Below are 19,558 nucleotides of genomic sequence, written 5' to 3'. Positions count from 1 at the left end.
AAATGGATTTATTTGAAGATTACAGCCTTCTTCAGGAAGAATTGAAGGCGGTCTGTGATAAATGGCAGGAAAAAGCAGCGTACCGGGGACTTGATTATAATGATTGTGAGATTTTTCAGAAAGAATGCGAAGCTATCGGCTATACGTTTGATTACGGACTGGATGCCGAACCATTTGATTTACGACCCATCAATTTAGGGCAACAACAATTGCAGGATCATATTACTAACAATCAAAATCCAGACATTATGGGAACAACAAATGATTTAAGCTGGTATGATAAGAATATTACTCCTATAACCCGGGCTTATAAAGATTTTGTAAAAGAAAAAGAAAATACATCACCTGAAATTTTTTTTCAGGATGGTGAGAGAGTCTTTACGGCGAGAGAAATCAAGTTTTTAGCGATTCTTGGGTATAAAAATTCTAAAAATGAAATGAATGTTTCTTATCCTGAAAGGATAGAATCAGTAACCGGTGAAGCAATGACAAAAGATATCAGGAATGAATCTGTTAAAGATAATCTAAGCTTTGATCCCGGTACTCGAAATGTTATACAAGAGAATTTAGGTATTGCAGAGAACAGAGCATTGAAGCTTGATGAACTCAAGGATATGCTTACTCAATATTATGAAAATGAGCAGGAAAGTATGTTTGATTTTACCCATCCGAGATCTATTAAGACGTTGGAACTGGCATTATTTCTTCAAAATGCAGATGAACTGTTAAAGAAGGAGATTCTGACATACATTTTTACAGAACCACCACTACAGCCTAATTTCTACGACTTCAGAGATGATTCTTATGATAGGGGAGAGTCTTCTTATGAGAAAGCAAAGGAATCCTATAAGGTAAAGATAGAAAAATATAACCTTTTTTTAGAAAATGCTTATTCAGTTTTTGATCAGTACCATTTTGATATTCATATGATCCATGAATCCAATGTCGAAAGAGCACCGGATGCATTCAAAGTCTTAGTGCATGACCTTTCAACTCAATTTTCGGCGGAAGCTAAATCAATAACTAAGCCCATTAATACAGATCAGTCAGTAATTCATGCTAATAACGATAGGAAAACGTATGAAATAACATCGTCCCCTCAAATGGGAAAAAATAATCCCCATGTGGAAACTACCATCGAAGGGTATAGCAGCAGTGAATTAATGAATCTGTCAGATGGCGAATTAGAAAATCTATTAAAGCTAAAGAAAGAACAGTATAAAATAGAACAAGTGAACGATGATATCATTGCTATGTCTTTTATTGATAGCGAAATAAAAAGACTTCTGGCCCTGATTCATCATAAATCAATTAATAACAATCAAAATCCCAACATTATGGAAACAACAAAAGAATTCGATCAGGTTCAATACCTAAAAGACCAGTTAAAATACCTTGGCTTTGGTGAAGATTCAACACTTCACAAAGATTTGGAAAAAGGTATTGAGTCTCCCAAACAGCAGTTTGAAATCAAGACGGTCTCAGATAAGGCGCTGCCCGGAAATACCGTAGACTTTGTTTTGAAATTCAATAAAAGCGAAAATGGAGGTGTTTTCTTTAATTCTTACCAGGCAACACTGAAAAATGAAAAGAATGAAAGTTTTTCCCACAATTTTTATGTGAGCAAAGAAAGCACCTTTACTGCTAAAGAGGCCGTTAATCTTCTGGAAGGACGTTCCGTGAAAATAGAATTTCACAATCCGAAAACAGACCAGATGGAACCTGCCTTTGTCAAGCTCGATTTTAAAGAGCCTAAAACCGAGAAAGGAAATTATAATTTCCAGAATTTTTATAAAAACTATGGTATTGATACCGCTGAAATTGTAGAAAAGTCCAATCTGGTATTTGATAAGCCTGAATATAAGGAGAATACGATAAAATCTTTGGAAAAAGGCAACGTGGTTAAGGTGAAGTTTGAATTAGAAGATGGGATCGTGGAAGGAAAAGCCGTTCTCAACCCCCAATATAAAAACCTGAACCTATATGATATGGATATGAACAGGATCAATACCAACAAACCTTTACAGGGTTTGGAAGATGAGAGGGAACATGATAAAGCTAATGTAAGAGAGCAAAGCATCAAACGATAAAATTTCCTACCTATTATCTGAAAGCGGTAAGTCTGATGATGATTTGCCGCTTTTTTAAAATCTATCCATATGAAAATACACTTAATACTGCCATACCTGCTTTTTCTTTTCACTATCAGTTCCTGTCACAAAGAAATCAAATCCGAGAAAGGCGGAATTGATTTGATTTCCAATGTCTATTTTGATGCGTCCAAGGGATTGGACAATATGCAGAGTTTTCATGTCTCGAAAATAAATTATTCTCACGATCAGCTTATAGAATATGTTCCGGACCTTTCATTTCCTGAAATTAACAGACAGGTGTATTATATCAGGGATTCACTCTGTTATCCTATTAACCTGATGGAACGTAATCTCATCTTTTCTGATCTTTCCAGGAAACAGCAGCCTTTATTGGTTTGGAAAAAGAAAGGGGGAGCTGTGTTTTCAAAAGAATGGATTCCCAACTACAGGAACAGAAGAAACCTGCCAGACACAGTTGTATTCCATAAGAAATACAAACGTTTTGAGATTAATTCTCCCTGGACGTACACAAGATTTTACATCTATCAGACAGACACTATTTTACCTTATTCGCTGTACAGACATGCCGAAAAAGACTATCATGGACGGTTGGAACGTATTGATTCCTATAATAAAAAAGATGACGTTTTTGTAACGCTCCAATTACTGCCCAGAAAAAACTGGGATGATACTGCGAAAGAACTATTTGAATTTAATCATTTTGTAAAAAAACGGGAAAGTGAATGAAAATCAGCTAACATATAACATCGATGATATTTCCGTAATAGAAGGGAATAAAAATGAACTGATTGTTTTTAACAGCAGTAAGGACAGGGATTCATTCCTGGAACTGCTGAAATTAAATAATCAGAATAATAACAGAACCCTTGTTGCCATTCATTCCGGTGCAAATACCAAAAAGTTTATGAACAGGTATCAGAACTATGAAGGTAAAATATTCCTTTGCCTGAATGGTGACAGAACGGGAAATATGATGACACTGAAAATACTTACTGAGCTGAATAATAAAAATATAAAGGACATTCGTCCCTTATACGGAATCTCAGAAAGCGGTAATCAAAGCCTAAGTGAGTATTTAGAAAACAAACTAGGTCTTCAAAATAAAAAATACTATTTTAGTCGAACCAAAAAATTCAGAAGATGCAGACCTTAATAATAAACGAAACGGAATTCCCAACACTCAGCACGTGGGATCCCAACTTTCTGAACGAAATTCTGGAGAATCTCTCCAAAGAAGCCAATCCGAGCAAAACGGAAATCACCCGCGAGGACAAGCTATGGGCAGCAACCATGCTGGAAATGGACTTGCAGGCACAGGGTGGAGCAATTTGGGAAGCAGAGGAGAAGGAAGATCCGTTGACGGAACACAACCGCAAAATGATGAAGAAAATGCAGGAAGAAAACATTCCCTGGGCGGAATCGTATCCGGGAGAGCTTTATCCAATAGATCAGGATTAGATTTATCCCATAAAAATAATGAGGATTTAGATATTCTCATTTCAAAATATAGAGGTCAGAAGCTGACCAATGAGCAAGTTGCGGAAGTGGTTTCCGCAGCTTGCTTTGTTTCGGGGAATGACAAAATTTCTCTAAATGAAAATCTTAGCCCTACAGATGAGCTGAAAGGTATTTGCAGCCAGTTCAAAAGCGGTGGAACAACGAAAGAAGGCAGAGGGATTTTAGATGAATACTACACCGATTCAAGGATTGTAGACGCTGTCCGCAATTTAATCAAAGACCGGTTTAAAAACCATCAGGAAATTTCAGTATTGGAACCGAGTGTAGGAACGGGAAACTTTCTCTATGCTGCAAAAGACTTGGGTATAAAAACAAGTATTACGGCTTTTGAAATCAACGAAACCACAGCCAGAATAGCAAAAATCCTTCATCCCGAAGCTGATATCCATCTGCGTTCCTTTGAAACTGAATTTATTGATGAGAAAGGTGGCAAAAAAGAATTTTCCGAAAAATATGATCTGGTTATAGGTAATCCTCCCTATGGTGATCATCGGGGATTGTACAAAGGGTTGGGCGAAGAGCCCAAAATCTTAAAATATGAAGATTATTTCGTTAAACGCTCTTTAGATTCTTTAAAACCCGGTGGGATTCTGGCAATGGTGCTTCCGTCAGGTTGGTTAAACAGGCAAAACCAATTGAAAAATGCCGAGCTCGTAGAGGGATTCCGTTTGCCTAGCGGTGCTTTTGCCGGAACCGGTATTGGTACGGATATCATTATTCTTAAGAAAGACCCTCTGAAAATTTCAACGGATATCTCCGACTATTTTGAAAACAATCCTGAAAAAATTCTGGGTGAAACCCGGGAAAAAACCAACCGTTTTGGGCGTCAGGAAAACTATGTCCACGGAAATTTAGAGGAGGCTTTATTAAAAATTGAGCAGCTGAGGGGCAAAAAAGAAACCGAAAGAATCGGGAATCTCTTTGAAGATTTATTCCTGGAAGCTGAACAAGAACCTAAAATCACCTTAAAAAATAAGGTTTCGATGGTTCAACCGGAAAAAATTAAAGATTCTGAGCTTGGTGAGATAAATCTTACTGAAGTCCGGGGAAAAGTGGAACAAGTACTTTCATCACTTAATTCTGTAAAATTCAAATCTCCGGCAGTTGTAAAGGAGATTGAGAAGTATACGAAGATTCAATCCCAAATTGCCAGCGAGCCAAAGAAATTCGATCAAAGCCTAATTGATGAAATCCTCCAAAAAGCGGAGAAAATTATTCAGTCCCAACATGAAAAAAATACGGAGTATAGAATTCAGACCAAACCGGAGCTTAAAAAAGGAGTTCTAAAGTATCAATTCCTCAAATCCGATGATATTGTAAATACCTCACTTCAAAACAGCTCTGAGCTTTCTAAGGCACAGATTGAAGCCTTTAGAGATACCTCATATGACGGAACTTTACATAATCGAGGAAAGCATTATCAATTTGCCAACTACATAGATGGAAAATGGGTACATGACTTTTACTATGCTGAAGGGAATATTTATGCAAAGTTGGAACACCTGGAAAGAGATTTTACAGATAAATATGCTGTTGGGGGAACGGAAAATCAATACGAAAAGCAAAAATTCTTATTAGAAAGCGTTTTACCCAAGCCTAAATCCCTTGATGAAATTTATATCAGCCCTAACCATGAATTCATTCATCAGTTTAATTTAGGGACTATTGAAAGGTTACGATATAATTCAAGTACAAAAAGTACAGAGCCTGTTACGGAAAATTATACACTTGCAGAAAAATTTAAGGATTTTGTAAGCAGTTTGCCCAGTGATGCCTTTGCGGGATCATCGTCGTGGGAAGTCAGAGGCTTTGTGGATAATGAAACAGTTACGGGAAGCGATAAAGAAAGAAATGCTCTCGTCCGTGAGAGGAGAAAAGCTGCTGCTAACGATTTGTTTTATAAATTTTTGAGAGAAGAATTATCGGATGAATTAAGACAACGTTTCGTAAAAGACTTTAACAGAAACTATAATAATATTCATGTTCCTGATTATTCCAAATTCCCTCTTTTTTCTAAAATTCATCTTAATTTCAAAGGAAGAGAATTAAAACTAACCGAGGTTCAGAAAGCAGGAATCGGAAGACAAACCACAAAAGGAGTTGGATTATTAGCTCACGAGGTTGGTTTTGGGAAAACTTTATCAGGAATCTTATCTATGCACGAAGCTATGGAGCGTGGAAATGCAAAAAGACCTTTAATTGTTGTTCCGAACGAAAGTATTCTCAAACAATGGGTGGAAACAATTTTTGAAACCATTCCTCATGCGAAAGTGAATATACTGGGAAACCTGGGTAAAGACTATGATCTCTCAAAGTTTGATAACAAGGACGGAGAGATTACCATAGTTACCTATGAAGGCTTTAATAATATCGGTTTTTCTGAAAATATTACTCAGGAGCTGGCTTCCAGGTTTTCTTACATTTCAGAAAGTGAACTAAAAAGTGTTAATTCCATTAGCGAAAGGGATTTTCAGAAAGAACTGGAGAAAGGAAAAGAACTGGAGGGAAAAATGAAGCGTGGTAAAATCTATGATTGGGAAGATTTTGGCTTTGACCATCTTACTTATGATGAAGTCCATAATGCCAATCATATTGTCGGAAAAGTTAGAGTAGAAGACCGGAGATTTGCATCGGATTTCAGGAGCCAGAACCAGCAGACTTCCAAATTGGGAATCAATACATGGATGGCAGCACAATACATTCAGGACAAGAATGATGGAAGAAACGTAACACTGCTTTCCGCTACCCCTTTCACCAATAAGCCTTTAGAATATTATTCGATTTTATCCCTGATTGCCAATAAACGTCTGGAAGAGTCCGGCTACTTCAATGTCAATACATTTTTTGAAACATTTATGGAGGCGGATAATGATATGGAAATAGATGCCAAAGGTGATGTGAAATTCAAAGCGAATGTCCGTAGGTTTAAGAATAATTCTTTGTTTCAGCAGCTGCTTTCTGAATTCATTGACATCAAAGGAGAAGAAGACAACCCAGAATTGAAGCGTCCCAACAAAATCAATAAAGAATACAAGATTGAACAGAATGACCTGACGAAAGAGCAATATGATTTGCTTAATGAAAGCTTTAGTGAAACGGAGAAAGGAGCGATTCTTACCCATATCCTTAATGCAAGGTTGATTGCCATTTCTCCGTATTTGTCACCTTATTATGATGGAGAAGAGCCTTCAATATGGGAATTTATTGAGAATTCCCCGAAGCTAAGGCAGACGATGGAGCTGATCCGGCAGAATAAAACAGACATTCCGGATTCAGGGCAAATTATTTATTCTGAATTAGCTGTTGCGGAATTTCCAAAGCTTAAAGAATATCTTGTACAGGAAATTGGCTATAAACCTGATGAAATTGGAGTGATTACCGGAGCAACCAGTAAACCGGGTAGGCTAAAGATTCAGGATGATTTTAATTCTGGAAAAATAAAAGTAATTATCGGCAGCGAAGCCATTCAGGAAGGCATGAACCTTCAGGAAAACACAACCGATATGTATCTCCTTTCTTTACCCTATAATTTCACTTCTCTACGGCAGGTGGAAGGACGAATATGGAGACAAGGAAACAGGAATGAAAATATCCGTGTCAATTTTATGCTGACCAATGACAGCATTGATGTCTTTATGCTTCAAAAATTGCAGGCTAAGCAGGCAAGATATTTAGAAGCATTGAAAAAAGGAGCGGATGTATTGGATGTGTCGGATATCAGTACTCAGGAACTCAAGACATCAATTATTACCAATCCGGAAACAAGGGCTAATATTGAGATTGAACTGATGAAAAAACGGATAGAAAGTGAGAAAAACAAACACCTTGCGGATAGTGCCTTTGTATTAAGGAAATATGAGGATTTCATCAAAGTTCAGGAGGGAGTGACCAAAGCAGAGTATAGTTATAACAGGATTTTAGGGTACTCCAAAGAGGAAGGAGAGGACTCAGAGTATTGGAAAAACCAGCTTCCATCTTACCAAAAAACGATAGAGTTAGCAAAAGAAGAAGTTCAAAAAGCAATCCGCCATTTAGCTGAAAAAGGGGTGAATGTTACAGAAATTGAGAAGCAAACCAAGGCTACAGAGGATAAAATAGCTGAATTGGATAAAAAACTGGAAGAGCTTCCGGAGATAAAAGGTAATTTAATTTCTCAATATAAGATGGAAAAAGAAGAACAGCTGAAAACTAATAAGGATAAAGATCATATAAGAGATAGAGCTAATGAGAATAAAACCCTTTATAGTCCATTACTTATAGTGAATTTTGCAAATATTGTGGATGTTAAAAAGTCCTTAGACATAAGTTTGGATCAAGAAAAAAAAATTAATTTGGATAATGTGCCGACTATTATTAGAAAAAGGTAGATGGAAGAAAAAGAGAGATAAATTAACAACGATATCTAAAAAGGCTAATGCTACTAAATTATGAAAACAATAATAATCTTAATCTTATAAGTTTATTGAATGATATGCATTTTAATGTAATCTATGGAATTAAAATTTGTATTTTTACAGTAGTATTTTGAGAAAATCAATGATCCTAAAAATCTTATAGAATTTTGGTATTACTAAAATGTTGTAATTTATAGAAAATAGCATATAACTATATGGAAATAAATATAAAAATTAATAATGAGGAAGATATTTTATTAAGAATAGATATTGAAAAAGTAGATGAAAATGATGGAAGTGTCACATTTAGGTTGTTTTCTATTGTTGATGGAGAAATAATTTTAAAATTGAGATTAAAAGACGACGAATTAATAATCTTAGAAAAAAAAGATTGAATTTGAAGAGAATCTTGAAGAATTAAAAGAAGTTCTTGAAGAGTTTTTAGTCCAATTAAATCCCTCTAAGCAGTTCACAACTGAAGATACAGAAAATGATGAAGATGACAGTACACCATATGATCCTGATAAAATTAGAGTAGATACTAAGACCTTTTCATTACGTCAAATTTACGATATGATCACATTCGGTGATATTAATCTTACCCCTGATTTTCAAAGAAACCTCGTTTGGGACAATCAAAGAAAATCGAGATTAATCGAATCTATTTTAATGAGAATTCCATTACCTATGTTTTATTTTGCACAAGATGATGAAGGTAGGATTTCTGTTGTTGATGGGTTACAAAGATTAAGTACTATAAAACAGTTTATGGATAACGAGTTTCATTTACGTAAATTAGAGTATTTGGGTGATAAATGTAATGGAAAGATTTACACTGATGATAATCCTGAAAAAGCTATTGATGCAAAATATTATAGATGGTTTAATATGACACAGATTACGGTTAATGTAATTGACCCATCTTCACCATTTAAATTAAAGTATGATATTTTTCGCAGAATCAATACTGGAGGACAGCCATTGAATGCACAAGAAATTAGAAACTGTCTATCCAGTGACGAATTACGAACTACATTACGAAAGATGGTCAATCTACAAAGCTTTAAAGAGGCAACTGGTTATAGTATTAAAGATGTGCGTATGGAGGCACAAGAACTTGCTCTGCGTTTTATTTTATTTCATAGAAAGTTTGAAATGGATCCGGCATTAAATAATTATAATGGAAGTATAGAATCCGAGCTTAATACATTGACTGAAATATTAAGTAAGGATAAAAAATTTACTTATTCACATTATATCAATTTATTTGATAATGCAATGCAAAATGCTCATCATTTATTTGGTAGATATTCTTTTAGAAAATGCAAAATTGATCATATAAGTGAGGGAGCGTACCGTCAATTAATTAATAAGGCTTTATTTGTTAGTTGGGCAGTTTTGTTAAGTAGTATTGATACCAACAAATTAAAAAAACAAGTAGACTTTGAATCGCTTGCGTTACCATTAGCGGAAAAAGTTACTAATGACCAGCAACTTTTTTATGTATCTTTCTTACAGCACTAATGCAAAAGCCAATATTCAAGCAGCATTTAAAGCAGCAGATGAATTAATTTCAACGATCTTACCGTAATGGACTATTTAAAAATCAATCAATTCAAGTGTTTTGTTGATACAGACATTAGTATAAATCAACTGACTATAATGGCAGGAGCTAACGGAAATGGTAAAAGCACCTCCATTCAAGCATTACTTTATTTTCGTCGAACAATTGAGCATTGTGGAGAATGGATAAATGGAAAATATGTTCTCAATAAAGTTAATGGTATGGATGTACCTCTTAACGGAGTGTATTGTCTAGCACTTGGTAATAGTAGTTTTGTACTTAATAGAAATGCTTCAAATAATGAAATTGTCTTAGGATTATTCAATGAAAAAGAGGAAATTTCTGTAACCTATGATGTTGATAATCGTGATTCAAAATTATATTTAACTCCAAAAACACCTGCAAAGACAGAAACAGTTAATTTTCCTATATTTAAGCAAGAATTTTACTATTTAAATGCAGAAAGGATAGGACCCAGGATTAACCAATCGATGCAATTTTTTGATTATCCGAATGCTGGTTGGCAAGGAGAAACAACAGCACAACTTTTAGGACTTGAAAATGGCTATTTTAAAGTTGAGGATGAAAGGAGATTTGGTGATACCCAATCAAATTATCTACAAGATCAAGTCAATTTTTGGTTAGATTTCATTATGAAAGGAGTAAAAATTAGGGTAGAAAATAGTCCTAATACTTTAACGGCCCAGATTTTAATTGAAAATCAATTTACAATTTCCGATCCAACTCTTTCAACTAATTTGGGGTTTGGAATAAGTTACATTCTTCCTATTTTAGCGACAGGGTTAACAGCAAAAAAGGGTACTTATTTTATTGTTGAAAATCCTGAAGCCCATTTACATCCTTCTGCACAATCTAAAATAGGTCGATTTTTAGCAATGGTAGCAACTGCTGGTATAAATGTTATTATAGAAACACACAGTGATCATTTGATTAATGGAATTCAAATAGCTGTCGCTGAAGAAAGAATTAATAATGAAGAAATTACTATCAATTTCTTCAATCATGAAGATAATGCTATTCAGCCAGATGTACAGCCAATTACGATAACATCAAAAGGGGAACTTTCTGATTGGCCAAAAGGTTTTTTTGATCAAACACAAATTGATTACGCCAAACTATTTAATCTTAGAAAAAAAGATGAATAATTTTTTTTTTATTTAAAGATGCCCTAAATGTAGCAACAATAGAGGATTTTGAAAAAGGAATTAAAGCTTTAAATGATGTTGTAACAAATAAAGATAAAAGTAGCGATACCTTTATCCGTTATGAAGGCTTTTGGTGTCAGACCTGTTCTTTAGGTAATTTTTACGATATTCCAAGGCAATTAAACAAAGAATATATCAATCTAAGTTACAAATTATTTGATTCATTTGTCTCAATTCCTTTTGATATAGCAAATGAAACAGAATTTGATACGCTTTATACAAATGACTGTAATGGCTTTAAAGGTTTTGATTTTAGCGCAACAAATATTTTAGCTAATCGACAAATTATTGATCTTGAAAGTTTTAGTGATTTTAAACATAACTGTGTTAGTGAAAACGCTTTTGACACGATTCAAACATTTTGGGATAGTAGAGAAATATTATTTCCTAATTTAGTTTTTTGTGATAGAGTTTGGGATCAAATATCACATCTATCAATTTCTGATGATAGATTTACATTAATTAATCAGAAGTTAAAGAGGTTGGATTCATTTACTAGTTTATGGAAAACGGGAGTTTTTGATTATAAAAAATTTGGGCTTAGATAATTCACCCGATACGCCCACAAGAGTTAAAAATACACAAGCACTTAGGACATTTGATTGTCCTGGAATTGGGAAGAAAGTTTTTAGCTTACACATAAAATGGAGTTTTGGCAGAGAGTTTTTTAGATTATATTATTATCCCCATGATGAAAATTGTAAAGTTTATATTGGGTATATTGGGCCGAAGGATGATATTGGATTTTAAGCAAAAAGTATTTCTAATACTATAAACCTGTTTAAACTTATTTAACAGAAAAGTTTCAAGAAAAATAAAAACAAGAGGTTAGTATTGCAAAACAAAAAATCCATAATTCTGGAACTCCCAAGCAACGATAGATATTGTTCAAGAGTAAGGAATAAATGTAAAAATGCAGTTTTGATAAATAATCTTATAAAGGGATGAAGTCACATATTATGAAGAATAATTTAGATTGTTAATACAGGATAAACTATCAAGGATTATACTTCATATATAATTCTAAATTAAACAAACTTAATATTTCTAAACTGATATAGTAGGGTATGGTTTTTCATTTAGAAGAAATGTATAGTTTAACATCATCATCATCATCTCGTTCTATACCAAAGGAATGAGTGTGTCGATATTGAAGAACATATCCGTGAGATGTATGATTTTGAGGTTTCTATTTCGATTATATACCGAATTATAGCACACAATTAAACCAAATCAATGAAATAATGCCAAAGTGAAATATTGTCTTTAAGTATTTTTCTTTTATGTTGTGAAGAGTATTTTTCAACGGAATAAAATGAAGTATGCTTCAAAAGTTGTTCATTTTCTAACCAATCAATTGAACTATCTGTATTTGAATTGAATTGGTTTATTAACCAATTATTTACTTTGGTATACCATTCGCCGATAGTACGGCTTTGAACATATGCAAACATTCCACATATCTTTAAGTGAGAAGAATGATGACCTCTTTTGAATCTCTCAATTCCTCCACGATCACCATATACATATTGCTCATTACTTGAATTTTCTGAAAAACGCTTCGCTTCAAATTCAATAATTGGAGATGGTTTTCTCCCTCTTGTCAATACAAAAACACCAATATCCGTTTCTTTTCCTGAAATTTCTTGAGTAGGATTTTTTCTAAAATCGAATGGGAAATAGTCTTGATTATTCTCTACTTTGCAAAGTTGAAAATGATGGACCAAGAAATCACTAATCCTATTTTCCCGATCAGAATCTTTTATCTTTTTGTAATACTCAGGAAATTCCGACACATGACCATCTACAAATAACAAAATCTGTTCTACCTCGTGATTATTTGGTACAGATAAATCATTCGATTTAGGTAATTGATATGGAGGCATACTATCTCTAAGCATCTTGATAGCGGGCTTTTACATAATCAGCAACTACTTCATCAGCGTCTCGTAATGCAATTGAGGGTAGCCAATAACGTAACTGCTTTGGTTTTACCAAAATAATACTATCCCTACCATACACTTTCATTATTTTCTGAATATGCAAGTGTTGTTGGTTGGATTCTCTTTGAGGAATAGCTTCTTTAATATACTGATCTAAATCTGAGATTTGCTCTTCTACAGAGGTAATAGTTTCTTCGCTGTATTCAAAATGAACAGCAAAGTAATTGCCTGTATCTAAAATTTTATATGTTTGAAATTGCTTGTTTTCAATCTGATATACGCTATTAAGTGTCTTGCAAAAAACATCAGCAAATTGTTTGATAAAATCAACATTTGTTTCTTCTAACCAATATTCACTTTTGATTTTGGAGTAATATTTTTGGATGTCTCCTATAATCAACTGTTCTGCCTTTGAAACGGCAAATGAAGTTTCTATATATGGAATAGCCATAATATCTTCTTTGTTTAAAGCTGTAGCCTTATCAATCAATACTCTTCCACTAGTTGAAACAATAAATGTCCTTAATACTTCACTATTTGTAACGAGGTAGTTATATAATTTTTCTAAATCTAAAACATCTTTTTTGGGAGCATGAATACCTATAATTCCTTTAGGAAAAGCTATGTCCTCTTTTGATAAAAAAACAGGGATTTTAAAATCTCCTATTATCCCTCTTATTAAAATGTGAGGATTTTTTATATATATACTCATTTCTAGGATTGTCAAAACCATCAATTAAACAACTTGTAGATTGATTCAATCCGTATTCTGTTAAATCTGATACTTCAACATATTGCTTTCCAGTTATATAATCTGCTTTTTGTTTTTTTATTTCCTACTATAAACCCAACACCAAAAGCCCAATGATTATTTTTTCTTTTTATTTTCTAGATAATCATTCAATTTTGGAAGTTGGTCTAATCTCTGTATAAGATCGAACAATCTTCCACCTCCTAATAGATTAGTTTTCCATATAAAAGAGTTTGTTAATACATTTACTTTATCAATAAAATGAAAATTATAGTAATCAAACTCTAAAAACATTTTATTCGTATTCGAAAAGGTACGTTCTGCAATTAGGTGAAGGACTGGTTCATCATCAGGTTCGGTATTTTTAACAAAGGCGGCAGCAGTAGCAATATTTGCTTTCCCCCATATTTTTTTCTGAGAGTTTAGAGAAGTCTATAACCTGTAAAAGATTAAATTTTGAAAAAATATTATTTTTAAAATCCTGCTCATCTTGATATAAGAGAGGTCCTGAAGGTTGTATTAAACATAATAATCCATCTTTTTTTAATAATTTGAAAGATTGGAAAAAGAAATGTAGTGCTATATTCTGAGTTGGTATACGTATCTCACTTTTATAGCCATATTTTTTTTCTACGTGTTTTAAATAATCATTATTTGATTGCTTTTTTCCCTCTTCCGTTTGCGGAGGGTTAAATGGAGGATTTCCGATGACCAATGAAAAATCATTAGGAGGATTATCTCTTATAAACTCAAAGAAATCTTTAGTGATAACATTATCATTCATATCAGGGAATTTTAATTTTTCCCATGTAGGTGGATCTAAGTTAACTTCATCTAAAATCGCTAGAGCCAAACTAAAAATAGACAGTCGTATAGCATCTTGTTGAATATCTATACCATGAATACTTTTTAGCAATAAATCTTTTAGGACAGAAAGAGATGGTTTCTCTAACTTTCCTGTTTTTTGCCATTGTTCATATCTCCACCATTGAACAATACGTTTGTATGCTTTGACTAAAAAAATACCCGAACCACAACTTACATCAATTAGCTTAAAGTCCTTTTGAGGAACTTTGAGTGGCATACACTCATCTACAAGCGTAGAGACAATCATCTCAGGGGTATAAACGATATCTTTGCTGTCAGTTAGCAGTTCTTCATATACAGAACTGATAACCTCTACAGGTAAATGTGAAAACGAATATAGTCTCCAAATAACAAGTTGACCATTATCATTATTTCCGTCCAAGTAGTCAGCTAATCTTTGCACTTCACTTTTTTGAATAGCTTCTCTTGCATCAGCTTCATTTTCTTTATGCCATTCAAATATTTTTCCGTTGAAATCTTCTGCTAACTTATCTAGCAAAAGAATTAATTTCCCCTTGCGAATAACGTCACAAAAATCAGCACACTGAAAATTATTCTTAAAGTATGTTCCTGCAAAATAGCCACTTTTAGAATCTTCATCACGCTCCTCAAGATATTTAATCAAAAGGCTCTGTACTAAAAGTTTTAAAGCGACATGTTTATCCAGATTGGATTCTTTTTGAAATCCTTCATAAACATTTTTAAGCCCTCGAATTAAATCTCGAGTAGCTGATTGCTCAAATTGGAATCGTTTTTTATTATTCTCCTCTTCCCAAAATAATCCATCATCAAAACTTTGAGCATTGAACGATTTTATCGCATCACCTGTTTTTCTGATGATTTCCTCTGCATAGTACTCTTTTTCCTCTTTAGGTTTTTCCCTTGCGTCGAAAACACTTATAACTGATTTTTCAATAATAATGTATGCAGGAACTTGATAGCCGTTCCACATATTTCTATGTATACGATTTCGGTCTTCTGTACTTAAAGTTTTTTGTGTATAATCAAAGATATATAACTGTGGAACAGCCGCCCTCCCATCTTGGAAATAGCGAAAATAAACAGCATCTGCTTCAAACTTGCATGCTGTTTCTAATGAAAATAGAATATCCGGGCTAGCAATGGTCTTGTTAAGATTTTCGTAGTTTGAAGTCAGTAATACACCACTTGTTCCTTTATTTAAAATAAAGGAAAAGTTAAGTTCCTGAATATATTTTTCAAAAACTGCTGTTGGCATATTGTGATATAATAACGTTATTGTTTACTGTGTAAAGATACTAATTATAATAGCTGAATTAATTCGTTATATCAAAATTTTCTGTGATTTTTCAATTGCTTACCTGTTCCAGATAAAATAACTTTTCACAGAAATCAGCGTTTTTTTGTGTTGGCGGTTTCTGAGGAATTGTGCTAAAACCATCTGAATTTATTTTGAAAAAAGTTTAGATTATATTATCCAAGCCCTACTTTTAATCTATACTATACTTCGTGCGGTAATGTCTTCCTATTTAAAATTAAATCTCTATGAAGCTATGGGTGAAAGAGGTGGAGCTATACTTTATAGCTCTAACACATTTTTTTTTTTACCTTTTTATCAGAATGCTTTTCAGTAGCAACATATCCTCTCCAATTTTTTTTATCTTGTATTTTAGCATAATGTTGGGTCATTCTAATGTTGGCGTGTCCAAGCATTTTACTTACGGTCTCTAAAGGTACACCATTATTGAGGGTAACCGTAGTAGCAAATGTATGTCTTGCCGTGTGAAAAGTAATATCAAAATCAATGTCACACAAGTCTCCAATCTCTTTTAAATACCCATTCATCTTTTGATTGCTTAGTACCGGTAAAACAGTATTTTCATTTACACATTTCGGATGATTTTTATATCTGCTTAAAATTTCCTGTGCTTCTGGTAGCAGCGGTATACTGGCTTCGATCTTTGTTTTAACCCTTTTAGTTTTTATCCATAACCCTGTGTCAATTCCCTTTGTTATTTTATCTCTTGTAAGATTCTTGGCATCAATATAGGCTAACCCTGTATAACAGCAGAATACGAAAATATCACGGACTATTCTTAATCTGTCAGAATTAAAATTCTTCTCACGGATTTTTTTGTAGCTGGATATCAGTTAAGAATCTGACATCGACGCTTTCTATTTTAGATTTATAGCCTATAAAAGGGTTTTTGCTAATCCATTCATTGTTGAGACAGATATTAATTATTTTTTGAAAATTTCTAATATACTTTACAGCAGAATTATTTGAGCAGTTTCTCACAGTTCTCAAATAAAACTCATAATCTGCAACGAATCCGGGATTAATATGACGGACATCAATGTCACTGATATTAAATTTCCATTTCAAAAATGCCTGAGTATGTCGTAATGATGTTTCATACCGTTTCCACGTTCCTTTAGAAAATTCTCTATCTATAAGTTCCTTTACCTTTGAGTTGTGATCTTTAAAAGCTTCAATAAGAGTAACTTTTTTTTCTTCAATTCCTAAATATTTATTTCGGAGATTTTCACAAGTTATCTCTTTGCCTTCGTTATACAAGGAATTATAGCATTCAAATAATTTAGCTCTGAAGCTTTCCAGTAAGGAGTTTAATTGTCTACCATTGGGACTATTACCTGATACCTTTCCTAATTTTATACTCCATTGAGAGGTTTTTACCGTTTGTCCTGTTGAAATCTCCGTTCGTTTTCCGGCAACAGTGATTCTCATGTAAATTGTAGATAATTCAGGGTTGTTCTTTGCCTTTTTGGCATAAAATAGTAAGCTGTAGGTTTGCATAACATTTTAATTTTAAAGATTAATAATATTGCTGAATCTTTAAACCTACAAGATGTTCAATCAATGAACAGGCTGATGAATAAGCTGTTTAATGAGAATTCGGTGAGTCAAAAGCTACCTAAAGACGACTCACCGAATGACTCACGTTCGATTTGTATTTCTTTGGTATATTTTGATAACTCAAAAAATAAAAAAGCCCTTAAATACTAGGATTTAAAGGCTTTTAGATTAATTTGGTTTCCCACCTGGTGGAGTTGGAGGGATTCGAACCCTCGTCCAAACAAGCAATACATAAGCTTTCTACATGCTTATTCTGCTATTGGTTTTCGACGGGAAGCAGAGAGCAGACGCTCAACTTCCAGCTTATCTTCTAAAATTTTCGTGTGATAGCCGAAGCTTCTATCACCTTATTTCTGCATTCCTATATCCCAGGATCAAAACGCCGCAGAACGAGGCATTTGTGGAATATCTTGCTTCCTTACTAAATCTTCAGGAAAACGCTTGAATCTACTATACTTCGATTATTAAGCTGCAAGAGCGAACTCTTCGTTGCCAGTTAAAATTCTGTAGCAAGGGATTATAGAGATCGCGCTACGGTTCTCTGCATGCTTACTTACCCATTGGTCTTGCTGTCGAAACCAGTCAACCCCTATAAATAAGTGAATGCAAAGATAAAATATTTTATTCAAATAGCATGAATACTATCTATAGCTTTTTTAAATAATCATTATATCTGTTATTTGTAGTTTAAACCCATTATTTGTTTGAACTGTAATTAGGGTTCCTGGAACGAGCAAGTTCTCTCTTTGAATACCTGAAAATACGTAGTTTTTTAAGAAAAGATGTTGAAATTTTGTACTTTAAGAAAAAATGTCTACTTTTGCAATCCAAAATGAGATGTAAAATATGTTAATAATTCCAGTAAAAGATGGGGAATCCATCGACAGAGCATTAAAAAAAATATAAAAGAAAATTTGATAAAAACTGGTACAGTTCGTCAATTAAGAGCTAGACAACAGTTTATTAAGCCTTCTGTAACGTTAAGACAAGCCAGACTAAAAGCGGCTTACAAACAAAGAGCACTTAGCAAAGAAGAGCAGGCTTAAGATTTTTTCTTAACCAAATACTAATTCACTTCTTAAATTCTTATATTTGAGAAGTGAATTTTTGTTTTTATACTAACGGATGATGCTTGAAAAATTTTTGGAATACTTGGCACTTGAAAAGAGGTACTCTCCTCATACCATCACAAGCTACAAAAAAGATCTTGATGACTTTTTCCATTTCTATCTGCGTACAGAGTCTTCTGAAGACATCACTAAGGCAGACAAAAAAATAATCCGAAACTTTATTGTTGAACTCAGTGAAAACCATATTTCCAAAAGAAGTATCAACCGGAAATTATCTTCACTCCGAAGTTTTTACCTTTTCCTTTTAAAAATAGGCGAAATCAAAGTGTCTCCCACTGAAGGCATCTCTTCCCTGAAGTTTTATGCAGAGAAGCAAATTCCCATGTCTAAAGAAGAAATGGAGGGTCTTAATGAACGTATCTTTGAGCAGGTCCATGATATATTGGAACAATGTATCGTGGAAGTGCTTTATCAGACAGGAATACGTAAGGCAGAACTTTGTGGCCTGATATTTGAGCATGTTGATACAAATGGGAATGAATTAAAAGTAACCGGGAAAGGAAATAAGGAAAGGGTGATTCCTATTTCAGGCGATCTGTCCGGATTGCTGAAAAACTATCTGGAAATCAGAAAGCCACAGGCAGAATATCAATCCTATTTTTTTGTGAATAAGAAGGGGAAAAAACTCAATGAAAAATTTGTTTATTTGGTAGTTAATAAGTACCTTAGTCTTATAACAACGAAAGAAAAAAGAAGTCCTCATATCCTTCGTCATAGTTTTGCTACGCACGTGTTGGATAATGGGGCGGAGATCTCCAAAGTAAAAAAAATATTAGGGCATTCAAGTCTTGCCAGTACTCAGGTCTATACGAATGCTAATATTGAACAATTGAAAAAAGTGTTTAATCAGGCTCATCCCAGAGCATCAAAAAAAGAAGAATTATGAAGATTTCAGTACAATCAATTGGTTTAACTCCTCACGAACCACTAGAATCACACATCGACAAAAAAGTAAGTAAATTAGACACGTTCTATGATAAAATTCAGGAGTGTAAAGTCTTTTTGAAAGTAGAAAATAATTCGGATAAAGCGAATAAAACAGCTGAGATTATTTTGGCGGTTCCGGGAGATGATATCGTAGTAAAAAAAACCACTACAAGTTTTGAAGAAAGTTTGGACCTTTGCGTTGATACTGCTAAAAAGCTACTAATCAAGAAAAAAGAAATGGCTTAGGAAAAAAGTTTAAAAAAAGTT

Annotated in this window: 14 protein-coding genes, 1 other RNA gene and 1 pseudogene; 10 read left to right on the top strand and 6 right to left on the bottom strand. The window is 33.6% G+C overall.

Features of this window, described 5'->3' with window-relative positions:
- Positions 1–2 precede the first annotated feature (2 nt).
- From HX13_RS22855 to HX13_RS18440, 7 genes are all read left to right on the top strand, one after another.
- Positions 3–2,090 (top strand): hypothetical protein, encoded by a 2,088-nt coding sequence (locus tag HX13_RS22855; RefSeq protein ID WP_050022270.1) that lies wholly within the window; start codon positions 3–5, stop codon positions 2,088–2,090.
- 69 nt (positions 2,091–2,159) lie between these two features.
- On the top strand, positions 2,160–2,840 hold the full coding sequence (locus tag HX13_RS18460; RefSeq protein ID WP_050022269.1) for a hypothetical protein: 681 nt from the start codon (positions 2,160–2,162) through the stop codon (positions 2,838–2,840).
- Entirely contained in the window at positions 2,833–3,267 is a 435-nt protein-coding gene (locus HX13_RS24815; protein WP_238555491.1) for a toprim domain-containing protein, read from the top strand. The genes HX13_RS18460 and HX13_RS24815 overlap by 8 nt, the downstream gene beginning before the upstream one ends.
- 175 nt (positions 3,268–3,442) lie before the next feature.
- Positions 3,443–7,999: an Eco57I restriction-modification methylase domain-containing protein gene (locus HX13_RS18455; RefSeq protein WP_410493157.1), complete on the top strand. Its 4,557-nt coding sequence runs from the start codon at positions 3,443–3,445 to the stop codon at positions 7,997–7,999.
- 242 nt (positions 8,000–8,241) lie between these two features.
- Positions 8,242–8,421 carry a hypothetical protein gene (locus tag HX13_RS18450; RefSeq protein ID WP_050022268.1) on the top strand — a complete coding sequence of 60 codons (180 nt, stop codon included), beginning with the start codon at positions 8,242–8,244 and terminating at the stop codon, positions 8,419–8,421.
- A gap of 178 nt (positions 8,422–8,599) precedes the next feature.
- The gene (locus HX13_RS18445) at positions 8,600–9,550 is read left to right on the top strand and encodes a DUF262 domain-containing protein (protein ID WP_050022267.1); all 951 of its coding nucleotides are present in this window, start codon (positions 8,600–8,602) and stop codon (positions 9,548–9,550) included.
- A gap of 66 nt (positions 9,551–9,616) precedes the next feature.
- Positions 9,617–10,756 carry an AAA family ATPase gene (locus tag HX13_RS18440; protein WP_050022266.1) on the top strand — a complete coding sequence of 380 codons (1,140 nt, stop codon included), beginning with the start codon at positions 9,617–9,619 and terminating at the stop codon, positions 10,754–10,756.
- A gap of 1,283 nt (positions 10,757–12,039) precedes the next feature.
- Here the strand turns inward: HX13_RS18440 and HX13_RS18430 are convergent.
- The 6 genes from HX13_RS18430 to ssrA form a co-directional block, all read right to left on the bottom strand.
- Entirely contained in the window at positions 12,040–12,717 is a 678-nt protein-coding gene (locus HX13_RS18430) for a hypothetical protein (protein ID WP_050022264.1), read from the bottom strand.
- The gene (locus tag HX13_RS23005; protein ID WP_202962932.1) at positions 12,710–13,471 is read right to left on the bottom strand and encodes a hypothetical protein; all 762 of its coding nucleotides are present in this window, start codon (positions 13,469–13,471) and stop codon (positions 12,710–12,712) included. Before HX13_RS23005 ends, HX13_RS18430 begins: the two co-directional genes overlap by 8 nt.
- Positions 13,472–13,874: 403 nt before the next feature.
- The gene (locus HX13_RS23000) at positions 13,875–15,614 is read right to left on the bottom strand and encodes a class I SAM-dependent DNA methyltransferase (protein ID WP_202962931.1); all 1,740 of its coding nucleotides are present in this window, start codon (positions 15,612–15,614) and stop codon (positions 13,875–13,877) included.
- Between the two features lie 329 nt (positions 15,615–15,943).
- Positions 15,944–16,402 carry a site-specific integrase gene (locus HX13_RS24805; protein ID WP_238555515.1) on the bottom strand — a complete coding sequence of 153 codons (459 nt, stop codon included), beginning with the start codon at positions 16,400–16,402 and terminating at the stop codon, positions 15,944–15,946.
- A 76-nt stretch (positions 16,403–16,478) separates the two neighbouring features.
- Positions 16,479–17,174: a phage integrase SAM-like domain and Arm DNA-binding domain-containing protein gene (locus tag HX13_RS24800; protein WP_238555489.1), complete on the bottom strand. Its 696-nt coding sequence runs from the start codon at positions 17,172–17,174 to the stop codon at positions 16,479–16,481.
- Between the two features lie 246 nt (positions 17,175–17,420).
- Positions 17,421–17,824, bottom strand: a transfer-messenger RNA (tmRNA) gene (gene ssrA / locus HX13_RS22260).
- A 256-nt stretch (positions 17,825–18,080) separates the two neighbouring features.
- Between ssrA and rpsU the strand changes: the two are divergent.
- The 3 genes and pseudogenes from rpsU (at position 18,081) to HX13_RS18405 (ending at position 19,537) form a co-directional block, all read left to right on the top strand.
- Positions 18,081–18,280 (top strand): annotated as a pseudogene (rpsU, locus tag HX13_RS22255) (30S ribosomal protein S21).
- 82 nt (positions 18,281–18,362) lie between these two features.
- Positions 18,363–19,250: a tyrosine-type recombinase/integrase gene (locus HX13_RS18410; RefSeq protein ID WP_050022262.1), complete on the top strand. Its 888-nt coding sequence runs from the start codon at positions 18,363–18,365 to the stop codon at positions 19,248–19,250.
- Entirely contained in the window at positions 19,247–19,537 is a 291-nt protein-coding gene (locus tag HX13_RS18405) for an HPF/RaiA family ribosome-associated protein (RefSeq protein ID WP_002976393.1), read from the top strand. Before HX13_RS18410 ends, HX13_RS18405 begins: the two co-directional genes overlap by 4 nt.
- The last annotated feature ends 21 nt before the right edge of the window (positions 19,538–19,558 follow it).

The sequence above is a fragment of the Chryseobacterium sp. P1-3 genome (assembly GCF_000738495.1).
Lineage (GTDB): Bacteria > Bacteroidota > Bacteroidia > Flavobacteriales > Weeksellaceae > Chryseobacterium > Chryseobacterium gallinarum.
The sequence above is the reverse complement of the archived record's forward strand: the minus strand, read 5'-3'. Positions and strand labels throughout refer to the sequence as shown.